This is a genomic window from Chryseobacterium gwangjuense (assembly GCF_021311115.1).
Taxonomy (GTDB): Bacteria; Bacteroidota; Bacteroidia; order Flavobacteriales; family Weeksellaceae; genus Chryseobacterium; species Chryseobacterium gwangjuense.
The window spans coordinates 585,323-605,603 of the sequence record NZ_JAJTNP010000001.1 but is presented as its reverse complement, the minus strand read 5'-3'; the positions used below and the strand labels follow the sequence as shown (position 1 = coordinate 605,603).

Below are 20,281 nucleotides of genomic sequence, written 5' to 3'. Positions count from 1 at the left end.
ATGAATAGGGCTGCATAGTTTAATGGATAGAACTTTGGATTTCGGCTCCAACAGTGAGGGTTCGAATCCTTCTGCGGTCACAATGTTAAATAAACAACCTGCTGTTTTACGGTGGGTTGTTTTGTTTTTTAAGCCTTTGTTTTGTGTTTGGTCAAGATTTTAGTCAAGGCATTATATTCGTCGCTGGAGCTATTTTCCAATACATCAGACAGAAGAAAATTAAAAAACCTCTCTATTTTATATAGAAGAATAATCGTAAAACCAATATTAAATGATGTTTCTACGAGGTTGAGGTTTAAAAATCTTTAAAATATTTACAAAAAATAAGCTCTCAGAAATGAGAGCTTATTCATTTAAAAAATTAATCAAATAATTATTATTCCTTGATGAATTTCTTCTGAACCGAAGTTGAGCCATCCTGAATATCAATTATATACATTCCATTGATGAGTGCGTGAACATCAACCTTGTTGTTTAAAATGATTCCGCTAGAGATCAACTGACCTGCTGCACTATAAATCTTATAGTTTGCTCGCTTGCTGATATTCGTTACATTCAATACAGTGCTTACCGGGTTAGGGTAAATTAAGATATCTGACTGATTCAATACATTAACCGCTGCTTTCTTAGTGATTCTTACTGTGTAATCTTCTACTTCTCCTTTATCGAAGTTGGTACAGTTTACAGGAAGTCCTCCTTTCATTAAAGCTACTCTCATCACTACATACATATAATCTACATTGCTTACAAAAGCATCAGATGGTACGCTGAATGTTGTCGTTGCTGCTGCTGCATTGTTTGGGCCCGAAACTAAGATTCTTTCATTGATATCGAATTCTCCGTTTCTGTCAAAATCAATCCATGCTACAACGCCTGCATCTCCTGTTACTACCTTATCTATTGTAAGTTGATTATTTACTGATCCCTGAATCATCTCGATCTGTGCTAGTGGATCTGCTGTATAATCGGTATAATTAGATGCTCCGGAAGCTTTTAACATCTGTGGTTTTCCATTAGGAGCAACCGTTACTTTGGAAATATAATCTCCTGAAGCTGTATTAGCTCCCATCTGACAATAGATCACAGTAGGCGTAGTAAAGTAGTATGGTAAAGTATAGTTACCCGGAGTACCACTACATACATTCGCTACCTGCATTTCATATTTAGTCAATTCTGTTAAGTCGGTTAGGGTATAAAGATTTGTTGACACTGGAACATTAGTCCATCCTGGAATTCCTACTTTTCTATATCTCAGAATATATTTACCTGTTGCATCAGGGCCTACATAAGGATCCCACTGAACTTTTGCACTTGTTGGTTTTAATTCAAGAATAGTTAATCCCGGTGGAGGAATTTCACATGTTCTCTCTGTGGTAAATCTTGATAAGCTTGACCATGGGTTAGGCGTTGTCGAGTTTACACATGTACTTCTTACCTGAACTTCATACTGAGTATACGGTGTTAAAGTATAACCTGGAGAAGGAAGTGTATAAGTATTTGCTGGTGGATTCGGTAAAGTAATCGGTCCGATCCATGTTGGATCTCCTACTTTTCTCCACTGCATCTGATAGGTTGCACTTACTGCCAATGGTGACCAGTTCACCACTGCTGAAGTTGAGGTAATATTCGTAACAGTTACGTTGGGTGGAGCCGGATCACATTTTGTTGAAAATTCATTATGTGAATAAGCTCCCATATTGGTTGTACTGCAAAGCGCAACTACTTCTACCTCATATAAAGTAGCTGGGTCTAATCCTGATAGAGGTTCAGTTTGTAATGCTCCCGGAGCAATTGCTGGCTTGTCTATCGGACCAGTTGCAGGTAACCAACCTCCAGTAGATCCTACCTTACGATATCTGAGTTGGTAAGAATTAGCTCCTATTGCATCCTGAGACCAAGTAACACTTGCTGAATTGTGAGTAATAGAAACCATTGTTACGACAGGAGTAGGAGTAGTACAAGGTTGTACATTGACCAAATAATCGTGTGTTTCACCCCAGGCTGCGGAAGCGCAGGCATTGACGTTTGTAGTAACATACACTACACGTACACGCATCCTGTGAACACCGGCTTGGGCAGTAACAGGAATGATGATGTTAGCTGTAGCAAATGACGGGCTGGTTGCCAATGGAAGATCCGTTAATAATTTTTCATTGGTATCAAACACCCCATTATCATTAAAATCAATCCAGATACTGGCTTTTTCAGATGTAGGAAAGGCATAAGTCGTATTAATCTGAACCGGATAAGTTTGTCCCGCGATAAGATTTACAGGAGAGAAAGCCGTTGTTCTGTCATAATAGCCTCCACCATTACAGCCTGTATTCAAGTCGCTGATCGTAGAACTACCTGCGCCAGTAATAACAAAACTGTTTAAGTTGTCACCACTACTACAACCTGTAGTATAAATAGGAGTGCAATAACATTGAGTTGGTGGCTTTTGGTTTACAGTAACAATGTTTGATGTCTGAGTATTGACATTGTTGGTACATGTTACAATACAGCGATAATCCGTAGATGCTGTCTGATTAGCAACAGAATATGACGTGCTTGTTGCTCCTGCTATATTAGTAAAGGTATTAGTACCTGCAGGAGAACTTTGCCATTGGTAGGTAATTCCAAGCCCGGCTGTAGCGCCTGTCAGAGAAATGCTGAAAGGGGTATCTACACAAACACTGTTAACAGAAGCCACTGCTGTACCTGCTGTTACCGTACCTGAACAAGGTATACCTGGAAGAAGGGTAATATTATAATCTTCTGTTTCACCAGATCCGAAATTCGTACAAGCATCCGTAGGAAGATTTTGATTGGCATTTCCTCTGGTTCGGATACGCATACGGGTAGTTCCGGGGATAGCTGTTACCGGGATAGATACGGGTACAGTTAAGGTTGTTCCGGAAGGTATACCTGCAGAGCCGCTACCGGGTCCCACATAAAAATGTTCTGTGGAACTTAGTGTTCCGTCTTGGTTCCAGTCAATCCATACAGAAGTAATAGCCCCGGTATAAGTTCCTGCAGGACCTATGGTGATACTTATGTTTTCAGAAGTACCTATTGTTACAGAGGTAGTTGCAGAAGGGTAATAAATATAATAGGGTGTTGCTGTAGGTTGAGAAGCCGAAGAATTATTATTAATACTGCCAAACTGCACATTGTTAATTAGCGTACCTGTTCCTCCGGAGCTCACAGCTGCACAATAAGTTAGACATATTATCCCTGAGTTTTGTGCAACTGCAACTATATTGGAATTTTGAGTACTTCCACCGTTAAGACAAGTTACAACGCACCGATAATCGGTAGCTGTCGTTTGGCTGGCTATAGAATAAGATACCGTTGTTGCACCGGTAATATTGGTAAACGTATTTGCCCCTGCAGGAGAACTTTGCCACTGATAAGTAATACCACCTCCGGTTGAAGCACCAGTAAGCGTTAAAGTAAAAGGAACATTCGCACAAGTATTGGTTACCGAGGCTGCTGCAGTTCCTGCAACAGGTGTACCGGTACAAGCTGCTAATGATGTAATAACGACCCTACCATTACCCGTAGTATCGGGATTGGTAACAAAACCAGAACCGCCAGATGCGATAGTAGAACCCGCTGCCACCCCTCCGATATAAGAAGAGCCACCACCACCAGCACCCTGCGATGATGAAGCATTACCAGTAGCACCGCCGCCGCCGCCATAATAGCCGCCGCCACCGCCGCCGCCGCCGGATTTAGTAGCCGCTGTACCTCCATTTCCACCTGTCCCCAATGCTCCGACTGTTCCGGCTATATTACCAGCACTTCCATTAGCGGCTCCTCCGGCAGTTTGTGTACCTCCGGCTCCAAAGTAGGTGTTTCCTCCGTTTCCACCTGAAGTTCCTCCTCCATTTCCACCCGGATAAGTCGTAATATATATACCGCCGCCGCCGCCGCCAGCTACAATAATCCTGTTAGCATAGGTTGTGTTTTGTGTTGTTCTGATGTCAGTTCCGCCACCGCCACCACCTGCGCGATACGAAGAAGCTGTTGTATAATTATTTTGACCGGAATCTCCTCCGCCATTCCAACCGCCTGAATAAACAGTACCAGCACCGGTACCCGTAGCATCAGTTCCTTTACCACCAACATAAATATAATAAGTTGTGGAAGCAGAAACGTTTAGGGTACCTTTAGAATAACCTCCTTTACCTCCATTGGCTATTAAAGCACTCTGATATCCTCCACCTCCATTTGCACCCCACATTTCTATCTGGTAAGAACCTGCAGCAAGGGTTACCGATTGTACAGTTCCTGTATAAGAGAAAGTCTGTGCTTGTATTTGAGTAACAGGCAAAACCATACCAAATAACAATAAGAATAAAGCTTTAGTGCTTAAACACAGTATCTTGAGTATTGATTGTCGTGTAATTTTTTTCATGAATTTAAATTTAACGCATTAAACATATGCTTTAAACCCATTGTTCCCATTTTCACCGTTAAATTGGCGATTGGGTTACCACTAGCCACTATATTTCCTGACAGAGATACAGCAGCAAAATCAGACGAAGAATATATCCATTGTCTGAAATTGGAAGTTGTCTCACTTGTAAATGACATTGTATTACTTGTACAATAGGCACTATCACCATACTCATACTGTGCCCCAAAACTTTGCATTGACAGTAAAATGGCTAGAAAAAATAAGTAGATTTTTTTCATAAAAAATTATTTAGTTAAACATTAAATTGATTAGATACACTAATCTGATTTTTTTAAATACAATCTATTGAAAGAAAACATAGCGTAATATTATGTTTCATGGTCATATAGATTAAAGATTAATTGATAACACTGAAGAAGTGTTGATGATGTAGAAAATTTTGTCATACGCAATAAGTATTTAATGTTGAAATAGACAATTGAAAATAAATGGTTGAAAAAATAGAGGAGTGGTTAATGAAAATTAAGCTTGGAGTTTCTAATAGTTATTTCTAATAAAAACACCTTCTAGTATTTAAGGGTTTAGGTTAAAAGAGGAAGGTTAACTATAAGCGTATTTTTCAAATCAGAACAAAAGTTTGTTCATGATACTCTCTATTTATTTTTTAATGATTAGTTTTTCGGGCAGCAGGTCTTTTTTCTGATCTTCAACTTGAATGACATAAACACCATTCGTAAATTCGGAAGTATTGATAGAGACTTTACTTTCAAAATACTTTTTATTGAAAATCTTTTTTCCGGACCTGTCATGAATGCTTACGAAGAATCTGTAAACGTTTCGATGATATATCCTCCATCGGGTGTTTGTACAACAGATTTTGCCGTTTTAGCGCCGGATTCTCCAAAAGATTTTTTGCCATTGTATATTTTTGAGAGTATATAGACTGGCTTAAATAAAGAAAAAGTTAAAGAAAAAAATAGATTTATATTTCATGCATTTGTGATTAGTTTGTTGTGATTTACATATAATTAAAAATTCATTTTAATGTAATAAATTAAATATTCTTAGATGTTTTTTTAATGATTTAATTAACTATTTCTATAATTTAGTATTAAATCTGTTGGTTGTTTTGCATGTTAAACAGGAGAGGCTTTATCATTTATTTTGTTGTTAAAATGTTCAATTGAACAAGATATATAACTTGTTACCATCACTAAGATAGAAAAGAACCTCACCAAACAGGAAGTTAAAACTAGTAACTGCATTCATTAATTGAATAAGTGTGAAATAATTCCGGATAAGTGTGAACTGAGTAGAACTTTATTTTTGTGTTTATTTAAGCCGACGGAGCAAGGGTGTAAAAATATTAATGCTGTTTTTTAAAAAAAAACAGCATTAATATTTAATAAACCGAATTCATCATGATGAATTTTAAAATGATAGAGATGATTGAAGCAGTTGATTACTGAGCATTTTATAAACAGTCGTAATCATTTAAAAAAAAACATCCCAATGTTTACATTATCAAATGTAGAAGAACAGATTCTTCAAAATTTAAATAGTTTACTACTTCTTAATAAACTTAGATTTAAACAAATTGTTTCCTTTATCTTCAATAGCAATCACATAAGTACCTTTTGTCAATGCTGAAACATTAATTGTTCCACCATTCATAGACCCCTTACTTACTTCCTGCCCTGCAACGTTATAAATTGTATAGGTTGCTTTATCTGAAACTTTTGTTACGCTTAAGAAATCTGTCGCTGGGTTGGGATAAATATGGATATCATTCTTTCTACTTACATCAGATGTAGACAACAAAGAAGCAGTGATAGTAACCCTCCCATTACCCGTAGTATCAGGATTGGTAACAAAACCGGTTTGACCAGACTGTATAGTTACACCACTCGTTACACCGCCAACGTAGGAAGAACCGCCGCCGCCAGCTCCTCCCCAGTGTCCGCTACCACCACCATAATATCCACCGCCACCAGCAGTACCACCCAAAGTTCCTGTATAGTTTCCACCAGTTCCTAATGCTCCAGGTAAAGAATAAGAGGGTATCCCGCCAGTTGCAGATACACCTCCTGCGGTTTGACTTCCACCACCACCTGCATAAGTTGCTCCACGGCTACTTCCACCATTACTTCCGGTAGCACCGCCTCCATTACCACCATTTCCGGTATAAGTACTGTAACCGGTAGCACCGCCACCGCCACCAGCAACAATTATTCTGTCCGCATAGGTAGTATTTTGAGTTGTCCTAATATCAGTTCCACCACCGCCGGTTCCTCCGTTATAACCAGTACTATATGTTCCTAAACAGCTACCACCGCCATTCCATCCGCCTGGTGTTGAACTCGTTGCCGTGCTTCCCTTACCTCCAACATAAATATAATACGTTGTAGAGGCAGCAACCTGTAAAGTTCCTGTACTATAGCCACCTTTACCGCCTGTTCCCTTAAGGGCATCACCTCCGTCAGCACCCCACATTTCTATCTGATATGAACCTGCAGCAAGGGTTACCGATTGTACAGCTCCTGTATAAGAGAAAGTCTGTGCTTGTACTTGAGTAGCAGATAAAATCGTACCAAATAATATTAAAAACGAAGCTTTAGTTTTTAATCCCAATATCTTAAGTTTTGATTGTTGTGTATTTTTTTTCATGATTTTAAAGTTGAAGAATTAAAGATATACTTTAAGCCCATTGCTCCCATTTTCACCATTACATTGGCGATTGGGTTACTAGAGGCTTTCATATAAACAGTTACTATATTTCCTAGCAGAGATACAGCAGCAAAATCAGACGGAGAATATATCCATTGTCTGAAACTGGAAGTTGTCTCACTTGTAAATAACATCGTATTACTTGTACAAGGAGCACTACCATCATACTTATACTGCAACCCAAAACTTTGCATTGATAGTATAATGGCCAGAAAAAATAAGTAGATTTTTTTCACATTTATACAATTATTAGTTGATTAAACATTCAATTCATTACTTGTTTATTTAAATAAATGTGTTGTTGCTAGATTGTAGTTTATTTCCTGTTTTTGAATTTTAGGTTGAATTAAAGGAAAAAGGATTTGTAATGTTGTAAAGATGTTCTTTCATAGGCTATAGTGTTTAAATATTAAAATAAGGAATTAGTAAATATATTTAAAATATGTAATTATAAATTAAATATATGAAAAAAAATAATAAGAAATATTTAATAAAATAAATAAATCTAATATGTTATCCGTTTTTTTTTTTTTGAATTTTATGAAAATTATCGAGACTAATTTTAATTGTTTGAAACAGATAAATATTCTTAGACATAAATTGTGACTTTACATATTTAATTAATAAAGTTTTCTTGGAACCTGTTTTCCTTACTTTATTGATTGGTCACATAAAATGATTCTGAAATAAGGTAGTTAGCCTTTATTGACAAAAACTATAAAACATATTTAAAAATTTGTTTTGTACTGTTTGGTACAATTATATACCTTTGCTTCATCAAAATAGGAATCATGGCAGGGAGACCAAAAATATTCGATGAAAAGGAAGCAGTAGCAAAAGCCACCGAAGTCTTTAGAACAAAAGGCTACGACACAGCTTCTGCGGAAGAATTATTGGCAGCCATGGGAATAGGAAAAGGAAGCTTTTATTTGGCGTTTAAAGGGGGAAAAGAAGAATTATATGTTCGTTCAATCAAACAGTTTGCAGAAAATTTTAATCAAAAAATAAATCAGGCTATTGAAAATTCGGAAGATCAGATCGAATTTATCAGACAGTTTTTTTTAAGACTTGCAGAAGCTACTGACTGTGATATTGAAAAAGGGTGTTATCTTGGGAATGCTTTGGTACAGCTTTCCGAAAAAGACGATGAAATCAAAAAAATAACCGCTGAATTATTGAAAGGTCTACAGAAAATTTTCGCTAAAGCAATTAAAAAGGCTCGTGAAAATGGACAAGTGAAAACTCAGGAAGATCCTGAAATATTGGCTTGGCACCTTACCAATCTCTGGAACGGAATTCATGTGACAAGACGAATGGAAAATTCACCCGAAATTCTTAGGTCCCTTATTGAAATGAACCTGAGGATGCTGGAGTAGGAGAGAGCTGAATTGATGACTCATTTGATACAGATAAATTTATTGAAATTTGAAATTTCAACTCTTTGAAAATTTTTTTACTCATTTTTGTACTGAATGGTACAATTTAATATAACATAAACAAAAACAAATTATTATGAACATTACAAACAATACTATTCTGATTACCGGCGGAGGTTCAGGAATTGGTTTAGAAATTGCAAAAGCATTAAGCCCTGCAAATACCATTATTATTGTCGGAAGAACAAAAGAAAGATTAGAGGCAGCAGCGAAAGATTTAAAAAATGTCTTCACGGTACAGGCAGATATTACAAATGAAGCAGATATAAACAGATTGTACGAAGAAGTAAAGACGACTTTCGGAAGTATCAATATTCTGATTAATAATGCCGGGAATGCTAATGTTTACAGCCTCGCAAATGACGAAGATATTTACAGTAAAGCATTGGCTGAGTTTACTACGAATTATTTTGCTCCGATTCGTTTGACAGATAAATTTCTTCCTCTTTTAAAACAACAAAACGAAGCTGCTATCATCAACGTTTCGTCTATTGTCGGATTGGTTCCCGGTTCGCATGTTCCTACGTATTCAGATTCGAAAGCTGCACTTCACTCTCACACCAGGCTGTTGAGATACGAATTGGCAAAAAACACAAATGTAAAAGTTTTCGAATTGATGCCGCCATTAGTCAACACAGATTTTTCTGTAGAAATAGGAGGTAGAGAAAATGGAATTCCGGCTTCTGATGTTGCCAATGATTTACTGAAAGCTCTTCAGGAAGATATTTATGAAATTCGTGTAGGAAATACAGAATTGGTTTATAATAGTTTCTTTGCTGACTCAGAAGGTGCTTTTGCTACTTTTAATAACTAGAAATTTCATAGATCCTTCTTAAGATTTATTCATATTCAATCACAAAGCTCCTTATTTTAGGGGCTTTTTTATTCATTGATATCAAAAATCACTTTGCTGATTTAAATTTTATTAGAATACAACAGAACTATAAGCCATCCTGATAAAGATGGAAACAACGGCTTTATATTTTGTTCTTGTATGTAATAATGTTTACAGAGGGAGCTATTAAATAGGTTTATGATTCGATCTATTTCCTTTATCGGGCAAATTATTTTTCACCATAAATCACATTCGCACTAAAATCGATAGCTACGTTACCGTCAGGGTAAGTGTCATTTATGGTCGTATAAATTTCATCTTTTATTTTTTGCTTCACTGTATCATCTGCCGTACTTAATGAATTGACAACAGGGCCAATTACTTCTGACGCAAAGCTCCAGTAAACATCTGCTGTACCGCAGTTCAGCTTACCTTCTATGTTTTTCTGGGAAATATTTTTGAAACCTGCTTTTGAAAATAAATCGACCATTAAATTTTCCTCAGCACAGCGAAACATTCCCGGAGCACCCGGTAATGGAGGCGGCAATGTCATATTTCTATTTACACTGGACATCGCTGTGGTGAACCAGAGATTTTTATCGGGTCCATTCCATACCGATGCTGCTATTCGTCCTCCGGGTTTAAGTACTCGAATCATTTCCGATGCTGCCATTAGCATATCCGGAAAAAACATAAAGCCCATGCGGCAACTGATGACGTCGAAAGTGTTGTCCTGAAAAGGAAGTTCACTTACATCACAAACTACGGTTTCAATATTTTGTATTCCTCTTTGAGCTGCATTTTCTCGGGCTACTTCAAGCATACCTTCTGCAAGGTCGGTCATAATAACTTTTCCATTGTCGAGCATGGCTGCAATCGTCAAACCTGGCTCACCTGTTCCGGCTGCAATATCAAGAACATAGTCATTGCCCTGTGGTGTAAGTTTTCGAATAATCTCTTCACCAACAGGTTTAAGAAAGTCCATTGCAAGCGTATCCCATTTTTTCCAGCCGGGAGAAGACTGATTCCATGTTTTTTTTTGCAAATTGCGGATTTGTTCTAGTTGGGTTTCCATTTGTCATTGTTTTTAATTGGTGCTTACTCTTTCGGGTTTTCAGCTTCTCCCTTTATTTTAAATCGTTAATATCTTGCGGTTAGGTTTAAGTTTTTATGCTGCAACGAGCATAATGCATTCTGAAAAAGTATTGGCGGAGTGCGGATGAGAGGTAATTGAACGTTCATTCAGACTGGATGAAGCCAATATTTTTTTGATAACACTAAGTTACTCAAAAAAAAGGAATTGTAAAATATTGAAAACTAAAGAAATAAACTGGTTTTTTCTGTAATCTGAATAGGAATGTATTTTGCTGTTTTAATGGTATAAAACATAGGTATAATGTCGATAATCACATTAAAAAGAATTTACGAACAACCCTCGGCGGGAGATGGCTGTCGTATTTTGGTAGATCGCCTTTGGCCAAGAGCAATTTCTAAAGAAAAGGCAGACATCGCTGAATGGAATAAAGACCTTGCCCCATTAACAGAATTAAGACTATGGTTTCATCATGATCCAAATCGATGGGATGAGTTTTCAGTAAAATATATGCAGGAACTCCGTAGTAGTAATTTGGGCGAAACGTTTTTACAACAACATATCAATCAGGAAAAAATTACTTTGGTATATGCAGCTAAAGATGAGAAACATTGTCACCCAATTGTACTGAAAAGATATCTTGAATCTCTAATGTAATATTTTAATCTCTCGTTAGTGCAAAGAATACCACATAAAACCAGCCTAAAATTCCATGGATGATGGCCCAGAAAATTGACTGATTTCTGTCCCAGGATGCCACTACTGCAATGACAGATCCTAATCCGATACCGCTTTTAGTAATCGTTGTGGTTACATTTTCCGAGTTTTCAGGGGTGATGTTGATTTGAGCAGATAGAAAGGTGATGCACAAGAATAGAAGTGTAAAGCTTAAAATTTTTTTGTTCATGATGTTTTTTTTGAAAGGATTCAAAAGTAAATAAAAAATTCAATGCTGCTCTAGGTTTTGGCCGTATTTCTTTATGTTTTTATTTTTTTGATTAATTTTTGTGACTAAATATTAATTTTTTTTAATCAGACTAGGCTACATCCGCCTGAAAGCCTATATTTGCAGCCTAAAATTTTAAATACATGAAAGAACTAATCGAAAAAATCAACGCGGAATTTGAAACTTTCACTACTGAAGCAAACCAACAAGCTGAAAAAGGAAACAAAGCAGCAGGTACAAGAGCTCGTAAAGCAGCTTTAGAATTGAGCAAATTGTTCAAAGACTTCAGAAAAGTTTCTGTTGAAGAATCTAAAAAATAAAAATTTCTTTACCGGCTTATTTTAGCCGGTTTTTTTATGCCTTTTAACCATAAGAAAAAAGTAAAAAGAGAGACTGTTATAAGGTCTCTCTTTTATATGGTAAATGTTATATTGTGCTTTTCGGGATCAGAACAAATCATAATTGGGCCATATAATGCCTGCTTTTTGAATTTCATCGATAAGAGGATACATCCCGTTCCAGGTGCATTCGTCGTTGCTGGGTCTTGTGTTGATAGCAATAGCGATACTGATCCCGTTTTTGAAATGAACCAGACTGGACAGTGTTCCGGGCATACAGCCATTATGCATCCACCAGTCGCCGTTTACTTTCAGCCCTTTAGCATAATCTCCGGCGTTATTAGCGGTAGAGATGGTTCTCATTACGTCTATAGTTCCGGATTTTAGAACGTCGGTTCTGTTGGGTAATTTGTCAATTCCTGCAAAAAACTTTAAGAGGTCAATCGGTTTACCGATCCATCCGCCATTGGCATCCATTCTCGTAAGTTTAAGATCGTAAGGATTTCCTCCGTAGTAAGTGGCTTCATTCGGTTTTTGCGCAGTCTGTGTATCTGCACCGATATGCATGTCACTAATGCCGCATTTGCTTAGGATATTGGATTTTACATAGTTCTGATAGCTTTGTCCGCTTTTCTTTTCAATAATTCTTCCCAGAAGAAAATAATCAAAATTCATATACTTAAATTCTGCTCCCGGTGTATTGGGTTGGGCGTAGTTTTTAGCGGCCCACTTGATAATATCAGCATTGTTGAGCTGGTATTCTTTCCAGACAGCATCGTCTACCCACCCTGTAGCATGCTCTAAGCAATGCTGAACCGTTATTTTTTCCAAATCTGTTTCATCTGTACAGGCTCCTTGCTGGCTGCAGATATCTCCTAAAAGACCATTAGGTCCGAAAACTTTGTCACTGAGTTTCAGATCTGTGGTTTCGGTGAGTCTCATAATGGCAGCAGAAGTAATAGGCTTGCTTACACTCGCAATACGGAATAAGCTGTTGGGGGAAACCATGGTGCCTTCCGAGGTATTCATAAGGCCAAAGCCTTTTGCCCAGACCAGTTTTCCGTCTTTCATTACGGCAATAGAAAGCCCTGGAATTCCTGAATTTTGCATATAGGCATTTACTTTGTCGTAAATGAGTTTGGTGTCATTGAAGCTTAGTGATCCGCCTTTCCATAGAGCTGCAAATCTGGGTTTACCGCCTACTGTATATCCACAGACATGGGTAAGCTGCATTCCCTGATACCATCCGTTATCAAACTCAGCCTGATAGTTTTGATTCGTCATTCTGTGTCTGGCATACGTTCCGCTTGCCGATTTTTCCCAAATCGCGGCATATCGGTCTTCTCCGGCAACCTCAAATCCGCTTACTCTTACCGGGACATAGCCGTTATTCCATTGCTTATTGAATTCGGCTTGATATATTTCAGAGGTCATTCCATGACGTGCAATAGAAGCAGGACCCGAAGATTTTTCCCAAACGGCAGCATATCGGGTAGCACCTCCTTTGGTGTATCCGCATACTTCTATCAGACGATATCCTTCCTTATTCCAATTATTAAATTCTGCCTGATACTGATCGGGGGTAAGATTATGCCGTGCAACCCAGGCTCCGGAAGGTTTAAAAAAGATACAGGCAAAATAAGGAGTTCCGTTTACAGAAAAAGCACTGATTCTATTGGGACGGTAGCCTTTATTTTTTAAATCGGTAACTGCTGCTTGATATTGGGCTTCAGATAATCCGTGGCGGGCTGTCCAGTCAGGACCGGCGGTATTGGTACTCCAGATGGCAGCATAATAGACGGTACCGTTTACGGCATAACCACTTACGTCCATAAGCCGCATTTTTTTGTCACCGGAGTATTTATTAAATTCAGACTGATACTCACTACCGGTCATATTATGTCTTGCAATATAATTGGCAAACAATCCAAGGCTCGATAACAGAGCCCACAAATGAATCAACCTATGGCTGAAAGTAACTTTAGTTTTCATGGTCAAAAAATTGAAGTTAAGTGTGAATGGTTATCGTCTTGAGAAGACGCTGAGCTGGTTTCTGAAAAAGCCTTTTAAACAATAGTAATGGTTATTTTAAGCGTTTTATAAACAAACCAGTAAAATGCTGAGGAAAAATAGTAATAGGTGGATTAGTGTTTTCTTAAAAATATAATAGGATAAGTGTCGATTTTGTAATGACTAATTTACGAAATGAAAATGAAATAAAAGAAGAAATATAGATTGTAAATAAAAAACCACTGTTTAAAAGTCTTAAACAGTGGTTTTTATAAATTATTCTTTAATGCCTTTTGTTTTTCTTACCCTGTAATTATCTTAATTGTTAATCTTTTGGAAGGAATTTAGAATAATAACAGCATTTGTAATACTTTTATTTTCTATTATCCATTCACCATTCACCATTCACTTTTCACTTCTCACCAACCACAACATAATACAAAGAGATATGCCTAAAGTATCATCACAAAATCATACTCAGCTGAATTCTCTTTCTGGCTTCATCAATTTCTGTAACCCTTACCTGAACGTGCTGATGGAGTTTCACGACTTCATTGACGTCAGAAACAAAACCGTCTTTTAACTGAGAAATATGGACCAATCCGCTTTCTTTAATTCCTAAATCTACGAAACATCCGAAAGCCGTAATATTATTCACGATTCCCGGTAAGATCATTCCCGTTTTTAAATCCTTAATGCTTTTTACGTTAGGATCAAATTCAAAAACCTTTGCTGCTTTTCTTGGATCCAGTCCCGGTTTTTCAAGTTCTTTTAAAATATCTTTAATACTTAAAATACCGATGTCTTCCGTGATGTATTTTTCTGGCTGTACCAGTGCAATTTTTTCTTTATTGGCAATCAGTTCATGCGTTTTAATTCCTAAATCTTTTGCCATTTTTTCAACAATTCCGTACGCTTCAGGATGCACCGCAGAATTGTCCAGAGGATTCTTAGCATTACTAATTCTTACAAATGCAGCCGCCTGCTGAAAAGCTTTTTCTCCTAATCTCGGAACCTTTTTCAGCTGTTTTCTGTCTTCGAAGGCACCATTTTCAGCACGGTAATTAACGATATTTTCTGCCATTTTCTCACCGATTCCCGAAACATAGCTTAATAAAGACTTACTTGCCGTATTGAGATTGATTCCGACTGAGTTTACGCATTTCATTACCGTAGAATCCAATTCGTTTTTCAGTTGGGTCTGGTCTACATCATGCTGATATTGTCCCACTCCAATAGATTTCGGATCAATTTTTACCAGCTCGGCTAACGGATCTGCCAATCTTCTTCCGATGGAAACTGAACCACGAACCGTCACATCATAGGTCGGGAATTCATCCCTTGCGATTTTACTGGCAGAATATACCGATGCTCCGGCTTCCGAAACTACAAAAACCTGTAGCGGTTTATCAAATCCGATTTTTTTAATGAAGAACTCGGTTTCACGGCTTGCTGTTCCGTTTCCGATAGAGATGGCCTCAATATTATAGGCATTCACCATCGAACGGATTTTTTTCATCGCCATTCCGCTTTCGTTTTGTGGGGCATGAGGATAAATGGTTTCGTTATGAAGCAGATCTCCCTTTTCATCCAGACAAACGATTTTGCAGCCGCTTTTATAACCCGGGTCGATGGCAAGAATTCTCTTTTCTCCTAATGGCGGAGCCAATAACAGTTGCGTTAAATTTTCAGAGAAAATCTCAATGGCTTTTTTATCCGCTTTTTCTTTGGCTTCCTGTAACGTTTCGTTGGAAATAGCCGGCTCCAGTAATCTTTTGTAACTGTCTTTAATCGCTAACGAAATCTGTTCTGCTGTTTCATTATTGGACTTAATAACGGCATTCTCAATAAAATCTATGGCTTCCTCTTTATCGATTCCTATATTGGTTTTTACAAAACCTTCCGTTTCCGCTCTCAGCATGGCCAGCAATCGGTGAGAAGGGATTCTGTTGAGGTTTTCTTCCCATTCGAAATACTGCGAGAACTTCTGAGCATCTTCTTCATCTTTCTTTGCCTTTACTACTTTAGAAGTCACTACGGCCTTTCTCTGGAACAAACGGCGAAGGTTTTTTCGTACATACATATTTTCGTTGATCCATTCTGCCATGATGTCTCTGGCACCCTGTAGAGCTTCCTCTTCAGACGAAACCTGATCATTTACATATTTTGAAGCCAAAAACAATACGTCATCGTTTTTCTGGCTCATAATGATTTTGGCCAAAGGTTCCAGTCCTTTTTCCTTTGCGGCATCAGCTTTGGTTTTCTTTCTCTTTTTGAAAGGCAAATACAAATCTTCAAGCTCCTGAATATCGAAACTCTCCTCAATTCTTTGTTTCAGTTCCGGAGATAAAGCGTCTTGTTCCTCAATCGATTTTAAGATCGTTTCCTTTCTTTTTACGATATCTTCAAACTGTTTGTTAAGCTTAGAAATCTGTTCGATCTGGGTTTCATCCAGATTTCCGGTCTTGTCTTTTCGGTAACGGGAAATAAAAGGAATCGTGCAGTCTTCTGCTAGTAATTCTAAAGTGGCATTGATGCTTTTTTCCGATATATTGAGAGTTTGCTGTATATAGCTTGTCGTGTTCATTGAAAATTTTTGATGGGCTAAAATACAGACTTTTTTATAGGAAAAAGAAATTTTCATCCGTTTAATGAAAAGAGATTCAGCTTTAATTTTCCAGTTAAAATAATAAGATCAGGTAAAAGTATAGATGAGAATCTCGTATAAAAAAACGACATTTACCCGTTACATGAGTAAATGTCGTTGTAGAAATAGGGGAGTGTACTATTTAGAATAGCTTAATTCTGCATAATAAGCAATACTGTTCAAAATAATATCTTTTAGATTTTTAGCTTTTTTCAGGGCTTTTTCCTCACCCATGAATTCGTACAATTTAGTTTCCTTTTCGTACGTTACAGTGTTTCCGGATACGTCACTGTTCTTAATATTTACAGTAGTTACGTTTTCCATATCCATTGCTGAAAATTTTTGTTCAGCAATTTTTTCAGACTTTTTATAGATTACATAATCACCGCTGTATTCAACAATATGACTTTTGATATCAAACATGGTCGTATCATATTCGTCGGTCGAAATATTACTGATGGTTACCGTATAATCACCGTATTTTAAAGTCTGGGCAAAAGCAGAGAAGCTAAGGATTATTAAAAAAAGAGTAAAAAGTTTTTTCATGGGTATTACGTTTTAGAAGTTATTTATTTGAAATGCTAAAATAATCAAATTTTACATTTTTTTAATCCGAAAGAGAGAATATCCGGAAAGTGTTTATTGATGATGAAACTAAAGCTTTACCCATTTTTCTTGATGTATGTTAAGAATTTTAAGCAAACAGACTATTTATATTTGCTGCGATAATAATTAACAAGGTTGGTGAATATTTGAATTAATCTTATATTTAACCACTTTAAAAACATTTAAACAAAAAAATAATATGAAAAAATTAAGTGTAATTGCATTAGTAGGAATCGGATTGTTGGCAGCATCTTGTGATAAAAGTAAATCGGCTGATGCGGCGGCTACCGGAACAGAACAGGCAGTAGCAGAAAGCAAAGGTGAAGTATTGGCTGTAGATACAGTAGCTTCTGTAGTGAACTGGAAAGCCTTCCATAAAGGAGGAATGGCTCCTCGTTGGGGAACTCTTACCGTAAAATCTGGTGACTTAAGCATCGAAGGCGGAAACGTTGCTGCCGGAAACTTTGTGATCGATATGAACTCTATCAAAGTAGATCCTGCTTCAGTAACTGAAAAAGATAAAAAACCTGCAGATCTTGAGGCTCACTTAAAGAATCCTGATTTCTTCGATACGGCAAAGAACCCGACTTCAGACTTTAAAATTACCAGTGTAACAGATCTTAAAGAAGCACCAAAAGATGCAGTTGCAGGAGCAAACAAAACCGTAAGCGGAAACCTTACGTTATCAGGAAAAACAATGAACGTTACTTTCCCTGCAAAAGTAGAGGTTACAGAAGGTTCAGCAGCTATCCAGGCTAAATTCACTGTAAACAGAGCAGATTGGGGAATCAAATTCGGAACTTCCGAAGCAGATCCTGCAGAATGGATGATCAACAAAGACATCGAAATCGCTGTAGATGTAAAAGCGAAAAAATAATTAATTGCTAGATATAAATCTTGAAGCTGCTTTTTATAAGGCAGCTTTTTTTGTGGGTGAAAAATTCGTCCCGGACTGTCTTTTCTGTGGGGAGTACAATTTATTTTGAAAACAAAAATAAAAAATAGTAATTCCCTTACGTTTGATATAAAAACACACTAAACACAATTATGAAGAAAAAAGCAAGTACTCCCATGTATGATGAGGAGCTATTGGCTGACATGCTGGCCATTTTTGAACAACTGCTGGAAACCCTGCAGAAAAATCAATACAACGATTCCCTCTACTATGACAGTGCCGATGTGAAAAGGCTCTTAAATATCAGCGATAGTACCTTGTTCCGTATCCGGAAATCCCGCAATATTCCCTATGTTAAAATCGGAAGAAAAATATTTTATCCCAAATCATTTTTCAAAAACCTCCTCAAAAAATAAAAGAAATTCCCCTCTCCCAGAGGGGTGTCAAAAATTTTAAAAATTTTTGACGGGCTGTTAAAATCCAATCAATTTAAATAACCGAAAACTACTCCGATACTCATACTAATAACGATTTATAACACGACACCCTTTGTCGCTATACAGGAATATCTTTGCCTCAGAAACCTCACCAATAGATAAAATGATATAAAAAAGGAATAAAATTTACAATTATTTTATTCTATAAATCTATTCAGTGTGAAGTAAAAATGATATTTTTGCAAAAATTTAACAACTATTAACACTTAAACACGGGATGAAAAAACTCTATATGAGTGCATATTGCTTATGCACAGTTCTGAGCGTATCCGCTCAGGAGGTCCTATGGCAGAAAGACATCAAATCCTCTACTCAGGATTTTCTAAGCCAGGTGACTCCAACGGTAGATCTTCAGTATCTGATTACGGGAAGCTCTATTCAATCACAGAAACTTTCTACAGAAAACAAACAGAACAACGGCTACGATTTTCATTTGGTGAAACTGAACCAACAGGGAGAAGAAGTCTGGGAAAAATATTTCGTAGGGAAAAACCATGATTATTTGTCTGCCTCATTATCCACTCAGGATGGTGGTTTCTTATTGGCAGGAACTTCTTATTCCGGAAAAGGACTCGATAAAAAAGAGGATTCTAAAGGAGGTTCAGATATGTGGCTGATCAGAATCAATGAATTTGGAGATGAGCTTTGGCAAAAAACCATAGGAACCACTTCCGATGAAGAAGCCAGAGCAGTGATTCAAACCACTGATTTAGGATTCTTTGTGGCAGGAAATATTCAAAACTCTTCACAAGGTTATGGTTCCAAAGATATTCTGATTACAAAATTAGATAAAAACGGAAAAGAGCTTTCTCAGCTTATTCTAGGAGGTAAAGGCTTGGATGAAGTAGAGAAAATGATTCCAACCAGAGATGGAGGTGCTTTGTTGGGAATGTATTCGAGGAGTTCCGAGTTTCGTGATTCGGGATCAGGTTCAAGGTTAGTTTCGGGTTCCAATACTACTACCTCGAATCCCGTATCTCGCTATCCCAAATCCACGAATAATTTCGGCGAAGGCGACTACTGGATCATCAAACTGAATAAAGACGGTAAAGTAGAATGGGAAAAGAACTTTGGAGGAAGTGGAGATGATCATCTAAGAACGATGGCCATGACCACTTCAGGATTTATCATAGGAGGAGAAAGCCGTTCTGCAAGATCAGGCAATAAAATTGTAGGTATCGAAGAAGGAACAGATCTATGGCTGATCTCCTTAAACGAAAGAGGAGAAGAAATCTGGCAGAAATCCTACAACTTCAAAAACAGAGATGTTTTGATGGGAATGCATGTGATCTTAGGACATAATGAAAGAGAAAAGAATAAAGACTTAACCAAAGGTGTTTTATTGGGAGGCTATACTCAGGCAGAAGGAAGAATCGAAACCGATGATGAGACGTTCTGGATGCTATATGTTGATGAAAACGGAAATGAACAGTGGAGAAAGCATGTAAAAGGAGAATCGAGAAAAAGAGAGGAAAGGTTATCGGATATCAGACTGAACAGAGACGGATCGATTATTTTGGCAGGAACGAGTGCTGAGGAATTAGGGAAAGAGAACTGGAAGGTCGTAAAACTGGGAGACCAGCAAGTAGACCAATTGATCGAGAAGCAGGATATCAAGATCTATCCGAATCCTGTATCGGACTATGCGTATGTAGAGATTGGTTTTGACTTCAAGGAAGCGGATATTGTAATGTATGATATGTCAGGAAGACAGCTTCAGAGTCTGAAAACGAAGAATAGGGTAACGAAGATCAACACTCAGCCTTTGATACAGGGAGCGTATCTGATTACGATAAAAACGGATACAAACAAAATAGCTAATGCTAAATTAATTAAAAAATAATCA

17 protein-coding genes and 1 tRNA gene are annotated in these 20,281 nt (G+C 37.4%); 8 read left to right on the top strand and 10 right to left on the bottom strand.

Annotated features, from left to right (window positions below; all coding sequences use genetic code 11):
- The first annotated feature begins 8 nt into the window (after nucleotides 1-8).
- A tRNA-Arg gene (locus tag LV842_RS02710) sits at nucleotides 9-80 on the top strand.
- Between the two features lie 296 nt (nucleotides 81-376).
- Here LV842_RS02710 and LV842_RS02705 read toward each other — a convergent pair.
- The 5 genes from LV842_RS02705 to LV842_RS02685 form a co-directional block, all read right to left on the bottom strand.
- Nucleotides 377-4,402 carry a GEVED domain-containing protein gene (locus tag LV842_RS02705; RefSeq protein WP_233109919.1) on the bottom strand — a complete coding sequence of 1,342 codons (4,026 nt, stop codon included), beginning with the start codon at nucleotides 4,400-4,402 and terminating at the stop codon, nucleotides 377-379.
- Nucleotides 4,399-4,683, bottom strand: a complete 285-nt coding sequence (locus LV842_RS02700) for a hypothetical protein (RefSeq protein WP_233109918.1) — start codon at nucleotides 4,681-4,683, stop codon at nucleotides 4,399-4,401. Before LV842_RS02700 ends, LV842_RS02705 begins: the two co-directional genes overlap by 4 nt.
- Nucleotides 4,684-5,062: 379 nt before the next feature.
- Nucleotides 5,063-5,194 carry a T9SS type A sorting domain-containing protein gene (locus tag LV842_RS02695; protein WP_233110058.1) on the bottom strand — a complete coding sequence of 44 codons (132 nt, stop codon included), beginning with the start codon at nucleotides 5,192-5,194 and terminating at the stop codon, nucleotides 5,063-5,065.
- A 777-nt stretch (nucleotides 5,195-5,971) separates the two neighbouring features.
- Entirely contained in the window at nucleotides 5,972-7,072 is a 1,101-nt protein-coding gene (locus LV842_RS02690; protein WP_233109917.1) for a glycine-rich protein, read from the bottom strand.
- Nucleotides 7,069-7,368, bottom strand: coding sequence for a hypothetical protein (locus LV842_RS02685; protein WP_233109916.1), 300 nt, complete (start codon nucleotides 7,366-7,368; stop codon nucleotides 7,069-7,071). Before LV842_RS02685 ends, LV842_RS02690 begins: the two co-directional genes overlap by 4 nt.
- Nucleotides 7,369-7,923: 555 nt before the next feature.
- On the opposite strand from LV842_RS02685, the gene LV842_RS02680 reads away from it, so the two are divergent.
- Entirely contained in the window at nucleotides 7,924-8,508 is a 585-nt protein-coding gene (locus tag LV842_RS02680; protein WP_233109915.1) for a TetR/AcrR family transcriptional regulator, read from the top strand.
- A 136-nt stretch (nucleotides 8,509-8,644) separates the two neighbouring features.
- Nucleotides 8,645-9,382: an SDR family oxidoreductase gene (locus tag LV842_RS02675; protein ID WP_233109914.1), complete on the top strand. Its 738-nt coding sequence runs from the start codon at nucleotides 8,645-8,647 to the stop codon at nucleotides 9,380-9,382.
- A gap of 250 nt (nucleotides 9,383-9,632) precedes the next feature.
- On the opposite strand, the gene LV842_RS02670 is transcribed toward LV842_RS02675, so the two are convergent.
- Nucleotides 9,633-10,478 carry a class I SAM-dependent methyltransferase gene (locus LV842_RS02670; RefSeq protein ID WP_233109913.1) on the bottom strand — a complete coding sequence of 282 codons (846 nt, stop codon included), beginning with the start codon at nucleotides 10,476-10,478 and terminating at the stop codon, nucleotides 9,633-9,635.
- A gap of 321 nt (nucleotides 10,479-10,799) precedes the next feature.
- Here LV842_RS02670 and LV842_RS02665 point away from each other — a divergent pair, with 321 nt between their 5' ends.
- Nucleotides 10,800-11,153: a DUF488 domain-containing protein gene (locus tag LV842_RS02665; RefSeq protein WP_233109912.1), complete on the top strand. Its 354-nt coding sequence runs from the start codon at nucleotides 10,800-10,802 to the stop codon at nucleotides 11,151-11,153.
- 4 nt (nucleotides 11,154-11,157) lie between these two features.
- Here LV842_RS02665 and LV842_RS02660 read toward each other — a convergent pair whose 3' ends face one another.
- Nucleotides 11,158-11,403, bottom strand: a complete 246-nt coding sequence (locus tag LV842_RS02660; protein WP_233109911.1) for a hypothetical protein — start codon at nucleotides 11,401-11,403, stop codon at nucleotides 11,158-11,160.
- 182 nt (nucleotides 11,404-11,585) lie between these two features.
- Between LV842_RS02660 and LV842_RS02655 the strand changes: the two genes are divergently transcribed.
- A complete protein-coding gene (locus LV842_RS02655; protein ID WP_039369265.1) occupies nucleotides 11,586-11,762 on the top strand; it encodes a histone H1 in 177 nt (58 codons plus the stop codon).
- A gap of 126 nt (nucleotides 11,763-11,888) precedes the next feature.
- Here LV842_RS02655 and LV842_RS02650 read toward each other — a convergent pair whose 3' ends face one another.
- The 3 genes from LV842_RS02650 to LV842_RS02640 form a co-directional block, all read right to left on the bottom strand.
- Complete coding sequence (locus LV842_RS02650; RefSeq protein ID WP_233109910.1) at nucleotides 11,889-13,772, bottom strand: serine hydrolase; 1,884 nt, start codon at nucleotides 13,770-13,772, stop codon at nucleotides 11,889-11,891.
- Nucleotides 13,773-14,253: 481 nt separating this feature from the next.
- Nucleotides 14,254-16,377: a Tex family protein gene (locus LV842_RS02645; RefSeq protein WP_233109909.1), complete on the bottom strand. Its 2,124-nt coding sequence runs from the start codon at nucleotides 16,375-16,377 to the stop codon at nucleotides 14,254-14,256.
- Nucleotides 16,378-16,575: 198 nt separating this feature from the next.
- Nucleotides 16,576-16,983 carry a hypothetical protein gene (locus LV842_RS02640; RefSeq protein WP_233109908.1) on the bottom strand — a complete coding sequence of 136 codons (408 nt, stop codon included), beginning with the start codon at nucleotides 16,981-16,983 and terminating at the stop codon, nucleotides 16,576-16,578.
- A 259-nt stretch (nucleotides 16,984-17,242) separates the two neighbouring features.
- On the opposite strand from LV842_RS02640, the gene LV842_RS02635 reads away from it, so the two are divergent.
- The 3 genes from LV842_RS02635 (at nucleotide 17,243) to LV842_RS02625 (ending at nucleotide 20,278) form a co-directional block, all read left to right on the top strand.
- Nucleotides 17,243-17,920, top strand: coding sequence for a YceI family protein (locus tag LV842_RS02635; protein WP_233109907.1), 678 nt, complete (start codon nucleotides 17,243-17,245; stop codon nucleotides 17,918-17,920).
- 170 nt (nucleotides 17,921-18,090) lie between these two features.
- Entirely contained in the window at nucleotides 18,091-18,354 is a 264-nt protein-coding gene (locus tag LV842_RS02630) for a helix-turn-helix domain-containing protein (RefSeq protein WP_233109906.1), read from the top strand.
- A gap of 313 nt (nucleotides 18,355-18,667) precedes the next feature.
- Nucleotides 18,668-20,278 (top strand): T9SS type A sorting domain-containing protein, encoded by a 1,611-nt coding sequence (locus tag LV842_RS02625; RefSeq protein WP_233109905.1) that lies wholly within the window; start codon nucleotides 18,668-18,670, stop codon nucleotides 20,276-20,278.
- The last annotated feature ends 3 nt before the right edge of the window (nucleotides 20,279-20,281 follow it).